Origin of the sequence: Pseudomonas sp. TH39(2020) (assembly GCF_016650715.1) — a bacterium.
Lineage (GTDB): Bacteria > Pseudomonadota > Gammaproteobacteria > Pseudomonadales > Pseudomonadaceae > Aquipseudomonas > Aquipseudomonas mandelii_C.
This window is the reverse complement of record NZ_JAEKFF010000006.1, coordinates 1,113,703-1,127,241: the sequence shown is the minus strand read 5'-3', so window position 1 is coordinate 1,127,241 and position 13,539 is coordinate 1,113,703. Positions and strand designations below refer to the sequence as shown.

Sequence of the window (13,539 nt, the reverse complement as noted above, 5' to 3'; positions counted from 1 at the left end):
TTCTCCTCAGAAGCCGGTTGGGGTGCGGGTGTGCCAGTCAGTGTTGAGCTGATACTGGTGGGCAACGTTCAACAGGCGACCTTCCTGGAAATACGGGGCGAGCAATTGCACGCCGACCGGCAGGCCGTCGACAAAACCTGCCGGCATGGACAAGCCCGGCAGACCGGCGAGGTTGGCGGTGATGGTGTAGACGTCTTCCAGGTACGCAGCAACCGGGTCGCTGCTCTTGGCGCCAAGCTTCCAGGCCGGGTTTGGCGTGGTTGGGCCGAGGATGATGTCGACCTCATTAAAGGCAGCCATGAAGTCGTTCTTCACCAGACGGCGAATCTTCTGCGCCTTCAGGTAGTAAGCGTCGTAGTAACCGGCGGACAACGCGTAGGCGCCGACCATGATCCGGCGCTGTACTTCCGGGCCGAAGCCTTCGCCACGGGAACGCTTGTACAGGTCGATCAGGTTTTTCGGGTCTTCGCAGCGATAGCCGAAACGTACGCCGTCGAAACGCGACAGGTTGGAAGACGCTTCTGCCGGGGCGATCACGTAGTACGCAGGGATCGCGTGTTGCATGTTCGGCAGGCTGATTTCCTTGACCACGGCACCGAGCTTTTCCAGCTCCTTGACGCTGTTGTGGATCAGCTCGGCAATGCGCGGGTCGAGACCGGCGCTGAAATACTCTTTAGGAACGCCGATGCGCAGGCCTTGCAGCGAACCGTTGAGGCCGGCGCTGTAATCCGGCACGGGCTCGTCGATGCTGGTGGAGTCTTGCGGGTCGAAACCGGCCATGCCTTGAAGCAGGATTGCGCAGTCTTCGGCAGTGCGCGCCAATGGGCCGCCCTGATCGAGGCTGGAGGCGTAAGCGATCATGCCCCAGCGCGAAACGCGACCGTACGTCGGTTTCAGACCGGTCAGGTTGGTAAACGCGGCCGGCTGGCGGATCGAGCCGCCGGTGTCGGTCGCCGTGGCAGCCGGCAACAGACGAGCGGCAACGGCCGCGGCCGAACCACCGGACGAACCGCCGGGCACGTGTTCCAGGTTCCACGGGTTTTTCACTGCGCCGTAGTAGCTCGACTCGTTGGCCGAACCCATGGCGAATTCGTCCATGTTGGTCTTGCCCAGCGTCACGGCACCCGCGGCGGCCAGTTTGGCAACTACAGTGGCGTCGTACGGTGCTTTAAAGTTGTCGAGCATCTTCGAGCCGCAGCTGGTGCGGATGCCTTGGGTGCAGAACAGGTCTTTGTGGGCAATCGGCGCACCGAGCAGGGCGCCGCTCTCGCCATTGGCCCGGCGTGCGTCAGCGGCTTTCGCCTGCTGGAGCGCCAGGTCTTCGGTGAGGCTGATGAAACTGTTGAGCTGCGGATCGAGCTGGGCGATACGCGCCAGCAGGGTTTTGGTCAGCTCTTCGGAAGAAAACTTTTTATCGGCGAGACCGCGGGCGATCTCGGCCAGAGTCAATTGATGCATTGCAGGCTCTTTCCCTTTAGTCGATGACTTTCGGAACCAGGTACAGGCCGTTTTCGACCGCTGGTGCGATGGACTGATAGGCCTCGCGATGATTGGTCTCGGTCACGACGTCTGCACGCAGGCGCTGGCTGGCTTCCAGTGGGTGGGCGAGCGGCTCGATACCGTCGGTATTGACCGCCTGCATTTCGTCGACCAGTCCCAGAATGCTGTTCAGGGCCGAAGTGATGTGTGGAAGATCGGCATCATTAAGGCCCAGACAGGCCAGATGAGCGATTTTTTCCACGTCGGAGCGTTCAAGCGTCATGGGATTCTCCAGTGGAAGGAAAACAGAACGGATGCTATCCGTGTGTTAGATTGTCGGAACACTACCGCATTTCTACGGTCATAAGGCCGCGATTGTGGGGGTTGGTGCACAGAAAAGTGGCCAATTTAACATATTGGCGCCTTGCCCAAAATCCCTGTCGTTGTTAGAGTTTGCCGCACTTTTTTACCCACGCGTTGCCTAGGGTCCTTTCCCCATGTTCAAGAAACTGCGTGGCATGTTTTCCAGCGATCTCTCCATTGACCTGGGCACTGCCAACACCCTTATTTACGTGCGCGAGCGCGGTATCGTCCTGAATGAGCCCTCGGTTGTGGCTATTCGGACACACGGTAACCAGAAAAGTGTCGTTGCTGTCGGCACCGAGGCCAAGCGCATGCTCGGCCGTACGCCGGGCAACATTGCTGCCATTCGTCCGATGAAGGACGGCGTGATTGCCGACTTCAGCGTTTGCGAAAAGATGCTGCAATACTTTATCAACAAGGTTCACGAAAACAGCTTCCTGCAGCCTAGCCCTCGTGTGTTGATCTGCGTTCCGTGCAAATCCACCCAGGTTGAGCGTCGTGCCATCCGTGAATCGGCCCTCGGTGCCGGTGCCCGTGAAGTGTTCCTGATCGAAGAGCCAATGGCTGCTGCGATCGGTGCCGGCCTGCCGGTTGAAGAAGCTCGCGGCTCTATGGTTGTCGATATTGGTGGTGGTACCACTGAAATCGCGCTGATCTCCCTGAACGGTGTGGTTTACGCTGAATCCGTACGGGTTGGCGGCGACCGCTTCGACGAAGCGATCATCACTTACGTGCGTCGCAACTACGGCAGCCTGATCGGCGAATCCACTGCCGAGCGCATCAAGCAGGAAATCGGTACTGCCTACCCGGGCGGTGAAGTTCGCGAAGTCGACGTTCGTGGCCGTAACCTGGCCGAAGGCGTTCCACGCGCATTCACCCTGAACTCCAATGAAGTGCTGGAAGCTCTGCAAGAGTCCCTGGCCACCATCGTTCAGGCCGTGAAAAGTGCGCTGGAGCAATCGCCTCCGGAACTGGCTTCCGATATCGCCGAGCGTGGTCTGGTACTGACCGGTGGCGGCGCCTTGCTGCGTGACCTCGACAAGTTGCTGGCCCAGGAAACCGGCCTGCCGGTAATCGTTGCCGAAGACCCGCTGACCTGTGTGGCTCGCGGCGGTGGCCGTGCATTGGAAATGATGGATAAGCACACGATGGACCTGCTGTCGAGCGAGTGATCAGACGGCGTGAAAGCTACTGCGCTCGGCAATACTGCGTTAAAAACAGGCTCGGAATGCTCATTTACAACCCGTAGACTCCGCTTCCTTGCCTGTTTTTGCCTTGTCTTGCCTTCGCTCGCTACGCTTTCTCGCCATCTGATTCTCGCCCGACGCATCTATGCTGTTGGCGCGCAGGCAGCACTTTGCAGTGCTGCCTGTTGGCGTTTATCTTCTGTCAGTCTGCATCCAGGCCGGTTTGATGCCGTATGAATAAAGAGAACATTTGCCTGGGAGGAGCGGCTTATTAAACCGCTTTTCACCAAAGGGCCTTCACTGGGCGTGCGCTTGTTGGTGCTGGTCGTGCTATCGGTCGCGCTGATGGTGGTCGATGCCCGCTTCACACTGCTCAAGCCAGTGCGTAGCCAAATGTCGCTGGTACTGATGCAGTCCTACTGGATCACCGACCTGCCGCAGCGGCTATGGCAGGGTGTGGCCAGCCAATTTGGCAGCCGTACCGAGCTCGTCGCCGAAAACGAAAAACTCAAAACCGAAAACCTGCTGTTGCAGGGCCGCATGCAAAAGCTTGCCGCCCTCACCGAGCAGAACGTTCGGCTGCGCGAGTTGCTCAACTCCTCCGCGCTGGTCAACGAGAAGGTCGAAGTGGCCGAACTGATCGGCATGGACCCCAACCCCTTCACCCATCGCATCATCATCAATAAAGGTGAGCGCGACGGTGTGGTCCTCGGTCAGCCGGTGCTCGATGCCCGCGGCCTGATGGGCCAGGTGGTCGAGTTGATGCCGTACACCTCTCGTGTGCTGTTGCTGACTGACACCACTCATAGCATTCCGGTGCAGGTGAACCGCAACGGTCTGCGAGCGATTGCCAGCGGCACCGGCAACCCGGAACGCCTGGAGTTGCGTCATGTGGCCGATACCGCCGACATTAAAGAAGGCGATCTGCTGGTCAGCTCCGGTCTGGGGCAGCGGTTCCCGGCGGGTTACCCGGTGGCGACGGTCAAGGAAGTGATTCACGATTCCGGTCAGCCGTTCGCCATTGTGCGTGCCGTGCCGACCGCCGCCTTGAACCGCAGCCGTTACTTGCTGCTGGTGTTCACCGACGGCCGCACAGCCGAAGAGCGCGCCAACGAAGCCGCCCAGGCGCAAGAGGCTTTGGACCAGCACGGTGGTGGGCCAATCATTCCAGCGACCGTGCCCAAACCTGCCCTCGTCCCGGCTGCTGTTGCTGCACCCGCGACTCCAGCTGCACCGACGACTGCCCCTGCTGCCGCAACCCCGGCCAAACCTGCCGCAACTCATCCTGCGCCAGCAAAACCTGCCGCCAGCAAGCCGCCTGCGACGCCACCTGCAACCGCTAAACCGCCGGCCACGCCACCCGCTGCCGTGAAGCCTGCAGCCAAACCGCCTGTCTCTGCGCCGGCTACCACTGGGGGACGAGAATAATGGTTGGTGCTACTGCCTCCCGAAACGGCTGGATGGTCTGGCTGACGTTCGCCATAGGCATGCTGCTCAGCGTTTCGCCGCTGCCGCAATTCATGGAAATTCTCCGTCCACTGTGGCTGGCCCTGCTGCTGGCGTTCTGGGCGTTGGCCATGCCGCAGAAAGTCGGGATGGTCACCGCGTGGTGCCTGGGTCTGGCCGAAGATGTGCTTTATGGCACGCTGCTGGGCCAGAACGCATTGATCCTGACGCTGATCACGTACCTGGTGCTGGCGCTGCAACAACGCCTGCGCATGTTCCCGATGTGGCAACAGAGCCTGATGATCCTGGTGATCTTCGGCCTCGCGCAGCTTGTTCAACTTTGGCTCAGCGCCCTGACCGGCAATCGCCAGCCGACGCTGGCGCTGGTCTTGCCGGCACTGGTCAGCGCATTGCTCTGGCCATGGGTCAGCTACGGTTTGCGCGGTTTGCGTCGACGCTACAAAATCAATTAATTCGGTCAGGCATTTGCCCGCACCTCGACAGGGAGATGTCTGGATGAAACAGCTGTACCTTGCCTCAGGCTCGCCGCGTCGGCGTGAACTGCTCACGCAGATCGGCGTGCCGTTCTCCGCCATCAGTGCGGACATCGATGAAACCCCTTTAGAAGATGAATCCCCGTCGGCCTATGTCGAGCGCCTGGCGCGCGGCAAAGCCGAGGCCGGGCGCAGGACCGTCGTGTCCGACGCAGATTTTTGCGTGCTGGGCGCCGACACCGCCGTGGTGCTGGACGGAAAAATTCTTGGCAAGCCGGTTGATGAAGCCGAGGCGTGCGCCATGCTTATGATGTTGTCCGGGTGTGAGCATGAAGTCCTGACGGCGATTGCACTGCGAGAGGGTGAGCGTTGCGAGTCTCGGGTCGTGCGCAGTCTGGTGCGCTTTCGCAACATCAGTCGTGATGAAGCGGTGGCCTACTGGGCCAGCGGCGAACCGCAGGACAAGGCCGGCGGCTACGGCATTCAAGGGCTCGGTGCGGTGTTTGTCGCCGGGCTCAATGGCAGTTACTCGGCGGTGGTCGGGTTACCGTTGTGCGAAACCGCTGAGCTGCTTGGTCATTTCGGCATACCCTGTTGGCAAACCCTTAACGCGCGTTGAGCGTCGTACTGACAAGATGCGGCCATTATCGTGAACATGCCTGAACGAGACCCTGCCATGAGTGAAGAGATCCTGATCAACATCACGCCGATGGAATCGCGCGTGGCGGTGGTTGAAAACGGTGTTCTGCAAGAGGTCCACGTCGAGCGCACGCAAAAGCGCGGGATCGTCGGCAACATCTATAAAGGCAAAGTCGTGCGAGTATTGCCGGGCATGCAGGCGGCATTCGTCGACATCGGCCTGGACCGCGCCGCGTTCATTCATGCCTCGGAAATCTCCCTGCGCGAAGGCCCGGCGGTCGAGAGCATCAGCGCTCTGGTTCATGAAGGCCAGAGCCTGGTAGTGCAAGTGACCAAGGACCCGATCGGCTCCAAAGGCGCACGCCTGACGACTCAGTTGTCGATTCCGTCGCGTTATCTGGTGTACATGCCGCGCACTGCGCACGTTGGCATTTCGTTGAAGATTGAAGACGAAGCCGAGCGTGAGCGTCTCAAACAAGTGGTCACTGATTGCGTGGCCAAAGAAGGCATCCAAGAGGCCGGTGGCTTCATCCTGCGTACCGCTGCCGAAGGTGCCGGTGCCGATGAAATCCTCATGGACATTCGCTACCTGCGTCGTCTCTGGGATCAGATCAACGAGCAGATCAAAACCATCAGCGCGCCGAGTGTGATCTACGAAGACCTCGGCCTGGCGCTGCGCACCTTGCGTGACCTGGTGAGCCCGAAGATCGAGAAGATCCGCATCGACTCCCGGGAAACCTTCCAGAAAACCACACAGTTCGTCGCCGAGCTGATGCCGGAAATCGCCGATCGTCTGGAGCATTACCCGGGTGAGCGGCCGATTTTCGACCTGTACGGCGTCGAGGACGAAATCCAGAAAGCCCTGGAGCGCAAAGTCCCGCTGAAGTCCGGCGGTTACCTCGTGGTCGATCCGGCGGAAGCCATGAGCACCATCGACGTCAACACCGGGGCGTTCGTCGGTCATCGCAACCTCGAAGAAACCATTTTCAAGACCAACCTCGAAGCCGCGACCGCCATCGCTCGTCAGCTGCGCCTGCGCAACCTGGGCGGGATCATCATCATCGACTTCATCGACATGGAAGATGAAGAGCACCAGCGTCAGGTGCTGCGCACCCTCGAGAAGCAACTGGAACGCGATCACGCCAAGACCAACATCATCGGCATCACCGAGTTGGGCCTGGTGCAGATGACCCGCAAGCGCACTCGCGAAAGTCTTGAACAAGTGCTGTGTGAACCGTGCAGCAGCTGTCAGGGCCGCGGTAAGCTCAAGACGCCGGAAACCGTTTGCTACGAGATTTTCCGCGAAATCCTCCGAGAGGCTCGCGCCTATCAGGCGGAAGGCTATCGTGTATTGGCGAACCAGAAAGTGGTCGACCGTTTGCTCGATGAAGAATCGGGCAATGTCGCCGAGCTCGAAGGTTTTATCGGACGCACCATCCGGTTCCAGGTGGAAACCATGTATTCCCAGGAACAATACGACGTGGTGCTGCTCTGAATCGCTGTCTTTCAACCCTGCTAGAACGGCTGGCCTCAGCTTTTTGCAGTATTTTTGCCATGGGAGCCAACTGACATGGAACGTCTGACACGCATTTTGGCCGCACTGACCCGCTGGGGGCTGGGGCTGTGTGCGTTGGTGTTGGTGTTGTTGGCGTTATACGTCAGCCTCGGCCGAGAGCTGACGCCGCTTGTGGCTGAGTACCGTGCCGAAGTCGAAGCCAAAGCCAGCGCTGCCTTGGGCATGCCGCTGAATATCGGCGAACTGGAAGGCAACTGGAGCGGCTTTGCGCCGATCATGCTGGCTCACGACGTGATGGTCGGCGAGGGCGCCAATGCCTTGCGTCTGGATCAGGTGCGCGCGGTGCCGGATCTTTGGGCCAGTCTGATGGCTCGTGAAGTGCGCATCGCTCACCTGGAACTCAGCGGCCTGAAGATCAGCCTCAAGGAAAGCGAGGACGGCCATTGGGCGCTGGAAGGTTTGCCGGTGCAGCAGGATCAGCCGCTGGATCCTGAGCAATTGCTCAATCGCATGCAGATGGTTCAGCAACTGTCGGTACTCGATAGCCAAGTCACTTTGCAGCCACTGCAAGAGCAGCCGCTGACCCTGACTTACGTCGGGCTGAATCTGAAAACCGGCGCGTCGCATCAGCGACTGGACGTGCGCCTGACGCTGCCCGACGGCCAACCAGTGGCAATGAGCCTGCGCACCCGCCTGCGCGCCAGCGAGTGGAAGGACGGCGAGGCCGAGGCCTACCTGAGCCTGCCGCAAAGCGACTGGTCGAAATGGTTGCCCGAGCGCCTGACCCAGCAATGGAATTTTTCCGAGCTTAAGGCTGGCGGCGAGTTGTGGGTGAACTGGGGCAAAGGCGCCCTGCAAAGCGGTGCGATACGCTTGAATGCGCCGCAACTCAAGGGTGCCTATGCCGAGCGCAAGCCGATCCAGATCAATAATCTGGCGTTGAACGGCTATTTCCAGCGCAGTTCCGAAGGCGTTCTGGTGACCCTGGACTCCTTGGCCATGAACCTTGGCGAGACCCGCTGGGAATCGCATCTGCAACTCAAGCAAAACGAGGCGACGGACAAGACCGAAGAGCTTTGGCACCTGCAAGCCGACCGCCTCGACCTCACTCCGATCACCCCGATACTGAATGCCTTGGGGCCGCTGCCCGAAGGCGTTGCTACGGCCGTCGAGCGGCTCAAAGTGACTGGCGGCCTGCGCAACGTGCTGATCGACTTCCGGCCCAATGCCACCGACGACACCAAGTTCAGCTTTGCCGCCAACCTGGATCGGGTGGGCTTCGATGCCTATCACGGCGCTCCGGCGGCACGAAATGTCAGTGGCAGCATCAGTGGTGATCTGGGCGGTGGTGAGCTGCGCATGGACAGCAAGGATTTTTCCCTGCATCTGGACCCGATCTTCGCCAAGCCATGGCAGTACATTCAGGCCAATGCCCGACTGACCTGGAAACTTGATAAAGAAGCCTTCACCTTGATCGCGCCGTACCTGAAGGTGCTGGGCGAAGAAGGCAAGATTGCTGGCGACTTCCTGATCCGCCTGCATTTCGACCATACCCAGGAAGACTACATGGACCTGCGGGTCGGTCTGGTGGACGGCGACGGTCGTTACACCGCCAAGTACTTGCCGACAATGCTCAGCCCGGGGCTGGACGAATGGCTGCGTACGGCGATTCTCAAAGGTGCGGTGGACGAAGGCTTCTTCCAGTACCAGGGTTCGCTGAATCACGGTGCCGCCGAGACGGCTCGCAGCATCAGCCTGTTCTTCAAGGTTCACGATGCCGAACTGGCCTTCCAGCCAGGCTGGCCACATGTCAGCAAAGTCACGGGTGACGTGTTTGTTGAAGACAGCGGTGTGCGGATCCTGGCCAGCAAGGGGCAGTTGCTCAATACCCAGGTCAGTGACATTTACGTCAATATTCCCCATGTGCCAGCGGGGCAAAACGTCCATCTGTTCCTCGACGGTGGATTCGACGGCGGGTTGGGCGATGGCCTGAAGATTCTCCAGGAAGCGCCGATCGGCACCGCAGCGACCTTTGCCGGTTGGGAAGGCGAGGGCGATCTGCAAGGCAAACTGAAACTGGATATTCCGCTGGTCAAAGGCGAGGAACCGAAGATCCTCGTCGACTTCAAGACCGCCAAGGCCCGTCTGAAACTGGCCGAGCCAACCCTGGAGCTGACTCAGCTCAAGGGCGATTTCCGTTTCGACAGCACCAAGGGTTTGAGCGGGCAAAACATCACCGCGCGCGCCTTCGATAAACCTGTCGCTGCACAGATTTTCGCCGATGGTGGCCCCGGCAACCTCAAGACTCGCGTCGCCGCCTCGGGCCAGGTCGAGGTCAAGAAGCTGACTGACTGGCTGAGTGTTACTCAGTCGTTGCCAGTGTCCGGTGTGATCCCTTATCAGCTGCAACTGAGCCTTGATGGGGCCGACAGTCAATTGACGGTCAGCTCCAACCTCAAGGGCGTAGCAATCGATTTGCCGGCGCCGTTCGGCATGGCGCCCGACGTCGGCCGCGACACCACGTTCCGCATGACCCTGCAGGGGCCCGAGCGGCGCTACTGGGTCAACTACGGTGAGCTGGCGAACTTCACGTTTGCGGCGCCGGCCGGCAACTTTGCCGACGGGCGCGGTGAGTTGTTCCTGGGGGGCGGCAATGCCGTGCTGCCCGGCGCCAAAGGCCTGCGGGTGCGCGGTGTGCTGTCGGAACTGGACGTCGGCCCCTGGAAAGACCTGGTAGACAAGTACGCCGGCCAGGATCCGGGCGGTAACGCCAAACAGTTGCTCAGCGGTGCGGATTTCAAGATTGGCAAGCTCAGCGGTGTCGGCACTACGCTCGATCAGGCTTCCGTACAGTTGAACCGCAAACCCGCCGCGTGGGCCTTGCAACTCGACAGTCAGCAGGTGAAGGGCAGCGCCAGCATCCCCGATGCGAAAGCCGCGCCGATTGCGATCAATCTGCAATACGTGCGTTTGCCGGCACCAGACCCGACGGTCCTGGCCGACGAAAACTCGCCAGATCCGCTGGCCTCGGTGGATCCGAGGAAGATCCCGGCGCTGGATATCACCATCAATCAGCTGTTCCAGGGGCAGGACCTCGTCGGGGCCTGGTACCTGAAAATCCGTCCGACCGCCAAGGGCATTGCGTTTAACACGCTGGATCTGGGCCTCAAGGGCATCCTCTTGCAGGGCAGCGGCGGTTGGGAAGGTGTGCCCGGTTCCAGCAGCAGTTGGTACAAGGGCCGGATCGTTGGCAAGAATCTCGCCGATGTACTGAAGGGCTGGGGCTTTGCGCCGAGTGTCACCAGCGAAGATTTTCATATGGATGTCGATGGTCGCTGGCCAGGTTCCCCGGCTTGGCTGGCCACCAAGCGTTTCTCTGGAACCCTCGATGCTTCGCTGAATAAAGGCCAGTTTGTTGAAGTTGAGGGCAGTGCCCAGGCGTTGCGCGTGTTTGGCTTGCTGAACTTCAACTCCATCGGTCGCCGTCTGCGTCTGGACTTCTCTGACTTGTTTGGCAAAGGCTTGAGTTATGACCGGGTCAAAGGCCTGCTGGTCGCGACCAACGGTGTATACGTGACGCGTGAGCCGATCCGGCTGACCGGTCCGTCGAGCAACATCGAACTCAACGGTACGCTGGACCTGGTGGGCGATAAGGTCGATGCCAAGTTGCTGGTGACGTTGCCTGTGACCAACAACCTGCCGATTGCCGCGCTGATCGTCGGTGCACCGGCTATCGGCGGCGCGCTGTTCTTGATCGACAAGCTGATCGGTGACCGTGTGGCGCGTTTCGCCAGCGTCCAATACACCGTCAAAGGGCCGTGGAAAGAGCCGAAAATCACCTTCGACAAGCCTTTTTGACAAATTTTTTTGAAAAGCCATGCCCGGGGCCGATGGAGTAGCATGACCACACATAGCGGCGCAGGTCCCCTGTAGCAGCTGGCGAAGCCTGCGTCCGGCTGCGCAGCAGTCGTAAAATCAGACACCGCGGTCTTTCAGATAAACCGTGCATCCCGGATATACGACTGCTGCGCAGCCGGACGCAGCCTTCGGCAGCTGCTACAGGTCGGTGTACAGATTTAAAAAAGGAAAGGCCATGTCTGTAGCGGTGATTCAAATGGTCAGCCAGAGCGATGTGCTGGTCAATCTGGCCCAGGCCCGTCGGCTGCTTGAGCAAGCGGCAGCCGGTGGCGCGCAGCTGGCTGTGCTTCCGGAAAATTTCGCCGCCATGGGCCGTCGCGACATCGCCGACATCGGCCGCGCAGAGGCGTTGGGTGAAGGCCCGATCCTGCCATGGTTGAAACAGACCGCTCGCGACCTCAAGTTATGGATAGTGGCCGGCACGTTGCCGTTGCCGCCGGTGGATCAACCGACGGCCAAAGTGCATGCCTGCTCGCTGCTGGTGGATGACCACGGCGAAACCGTTGCACGGTATGACAAGTTGCACCTGTTCGACGTCGATGTGGCGGACAATCGCGGGCGTTATCGCGAATCCGATGACTATGCTTATGGCAGTGGGGTAGTCGTGGCGGACACGCCCGTCGGTCGAGTCGGGCTGACGGTGTGTTACGACCTGCGCTTCCCGGAGCTGTACAGCGAATTACGCGCTGCCGGGGCGGAGTTGATTACCGCGCCGTCGGCCTTTACCGCGGTGACCGGCGCGGCGCATTGGGAGGTGTTGATTCGCGCGCGGGCCATCGAAACTCAATGTTATGTGCTCGCGGCTGCCCAGGGTGGGACGCATCCGGGGCCGCGAGAAACCTTTGGCCATGCCGCGATTATCGACCCGTGGGGACGTGTGCTGGCGCAACAGGATCAAGGCGAGGCCGTGCTGCTGGCCGAACGCGATAGCAGCGAACAGGCGTCCATCAGGGCGCGGATGCCGGTGTCCAGTCACCGGCGCTTTTTCTCGCAGGGCGCCCGGCGACCTGCCTCAGAACGATGAATTTAAGGCGTAAAGCATATGAGCGAGTTGTTGTCCTCAGTCAGTGAACACCTCCTGGCGCCCGGCGGCGTAACAATCGAGAGCCTGCAAGGTGTGCTCGGCGATCTGGCCGGTCCGGGCATCGATGCTGCCGACCTGTATTTCCAGGGGCAGATTTCCGAGTCCTGGGCGCTGGAAGACGGGATCGTCAAGGAAGGCAGCTTCAATCTCGACCAAGGTGTTGGCGTGCGAGCGCAATCGGGTGAGAAAACCGGTTTTGCCTACAGCAATGCCATTACTCTCGAAGCCCTCGGCGCCGCGGCCCGTGCGGCGCGTTCGATCTCCCGCGCCGGTCAGAACGGCACGGTGCAAGCCTTCACGACCCAGGATGCCGCCCAGTTGTACGGGCCGGACAACCCGTTGGAAGTCATGACCCGTGCCGAGAAGGTCGAACTGCTCAAGCGTATCGACGTCGCGACTCGCGCCCTCGACCCGCGTATCCAGCAAGTCACCGTGAGCATGGCTGGCGTCTGGGAACGAATCCTCGTGGCTTCCACCGACGGTGGCCTGGCCGCCGATGTACGGCCGTTGGTGCGCTTTAACGTCAGCGTGATCGTCGAACAGAACGGTCGCCGTGAGCGCGGTGGTCATGGCGGTGGCGGTCGTACCGATTACCGTTATTTCCTCAGCGACGACCGCGCCATGAGCTACGCCCGTGAAGCGCTGCGTCAGGCGTTGGTGAATCTGGAAGCCATTCCTGCGCCGGCCGGTACGTTGCCGGTGGTGCTGGGTTCGGGCTGGTCCGGCGTGTTGCTGCACGAAGCGGTCGGCCACGGTCTGGAAGGCGACTTCAACCGCAAGGGCAGTTCGGCCTACAGCGGGCGCATGGGCGAGATGGTTGCGTCCAAGCTTTGCACCATCGTCGATGACGGCACGCTGGCCGGTCGTCGCGGTTCCCTGAGCGTCGATGATGAAGGCACCCCGACCGAGTGCACGACGCTGATCGAAAACGGCGTACTCAAAGGCTACATGCAGGACAAACTCAACGCCCGTCTAATGGGCGTGGCCCGTACCGGTAACGGTCGTCGTGAATCCTACGCGCACCTGCCAATGCCGCGCATGACCAACACCTACATGCTGGCGGGCGAAAGCGACCCTGCAGAAATCATCGCCTCGGTGAAGCGCGGCATCTACTGCGCCAACCTCGGCGGCGGTCAGGTGGACATTACCAGCGGCAAATTCGTGTTCTCCACCAGCGAGGCGTACCTGATCGAAGACGGCAAAATCACTGCCCCGGTCAAAGGTGCGACATTGATCGGCAACGGCCCGGAAGCGATGAGCAAGGTGTCGATGGTCGGTAACGATCTGGCGCTGGACAGCGGCGTCGGGACGTGTGGTAAGGATGGGCAGTCGGTGCCGGTGGGTGTCGGCCAGCCAACGCTGAAAATCGATGCGATCACTGTGGGTGGCACAGGATCTTAAGGGATGGAGCTT

Annotated in this window: 10 protein-coding genes; 8 read left to right on the top strand and 2 right to left on the bottom strand. The window is 60.5% G+C overall.

Going from position 1 to position 13,539, the window contains the following annotated elements; genetic code table 11:
• Positions 1-6: 6 nt before the first annotated feature.
• Positions 7-1,458, bottom strand: a complete 1,452-nt coding sequence (gatA, locus tag JFU47_RS13185; protein WP_123365267.1) for an Asp-tRNA(Asn)/Glu-tRNA(Gln) amidotransferase subunit GatA — start codon at positions 1,456-1,458, stop codon at positions 7-9.
• A gap of 16 nt (positions 1,459-1,474) precedes the next feature.
• Positions 1,475-1,762, bottom strand: a complete 288-nt coding sequence (gene gatC, locus JFU47_RS13180) for an Asp-tRNA(Asn)/Glu-tRNA(Gln) amidotransferase subunit GatC (protein WP_008026876.1) — start codon at positions 1,760-1,762, stop codon at positions 1,475-1,477.
• Between the two features lie 214 nt (positions 1,763-1,976).
• Between gatC and mreB the strand changes: the two genes are divergently transcribed.
• The 8 genes from mreB (at position 1,977) to tldD (ending at position 13,527) form a co-directional block, all read left to right on the top strand.
• Complete coding sequence (gene mreB / locus JFU47_RS13175; protein WP_002555108.1) at positions 1,977-3,014, top strand: rod shape-determining protein MreB; 1,038 nt, start codon at positions 1,977-1,979, stop codon at positions 3,012-3,014.
• Positions 3,015-3,299: 285 nt separating this feature from the next.
• Positions 3,300-4,457 (top strand): rod shape-determining protein MreC, encoded by a 1,158-nt coding sequence (gene mreC, locus JFU47_RS13170; RefSeq protein WP_201185229.1) that lies wholly within the window; start codon positions 3,300-3,302, stop codon positions 4,455-4,457.
• Positions 4,457-4,948, top strand: coding sequence for a rod shape-determining protein MreD (gene mreD / locus JFU47_RS13165; protein ID WP_123365269.1), 492 nt, complete (start codon positions 4,457-4,459; stop codon positions 4,946-4,948). Before mreC ends, mreD begins: the two co-directional genes overlap by 1 nt.
• 43 nt (positions 4,949-4,991) lie before the next feature.
• Positions 4,992-5,588 (top strand): Maf family protein, encoded by a 597-nt coding sequence (locus JFU47_RS13160; RefSeq protein ID WP_201183427.1) that lies wholly within the window; start codon positions 4,992-4,994, stop codon positions 5,586-5,588.
• Positions 5,589-5,645: 57 nt separating this feature from the next.
• The gene (rng, locus tag JFU47_RS13155) at positions 5,646-7,103 is read left to right on the top strand and encodes a ribonuclease G (protein ID WP_033058026.1); all 1,458 of its coding nucleotides are present in this window, start codon (positions 5,646-5,648) and stop codon (positions 7,101-7,103) included.
• Positions 7,104-7,178: 75 nt separating this feature from the next.
• The gene (locus tag JFU47_RS13150) at positions 7,179-10,982 is read left to right on the top strand and encodes a YhdP family protein (protein ID WP_201183425.1); all 3,804 of its coding nucleotides are present in this window, start codon (positions 7,179-7,181) and stop codon (positions 10,980-10,982) included.
• A gap of 235 nt (positions 10,983-11,217) precedes the next feature.
• Positions 11,218-12,066, top strand: a complete 849-nt coding sequence (locus tag JFU47_RS13145; protein ID WP_140681558.1) for a carbon-nitrogen hydrolase family protein — start codon at positions 11,218-11,220, stop codon at positions 12,064-12,066.
• Between the two features lie 18 nt (positions 12,067-12,084).
• Positions 12,085-13,527, top strand: coding sequence for a metalloprotease TldD (tldD, locus tag JFU47_RS13140; RefSeq protein WP_201183423.1), 1,443 nt, complete (start codon positions 12,085-12,087; stop codon positions 13,525-13,527).
• Positions 13,528-13,539 lie beyond the last annotated feature (12 nt).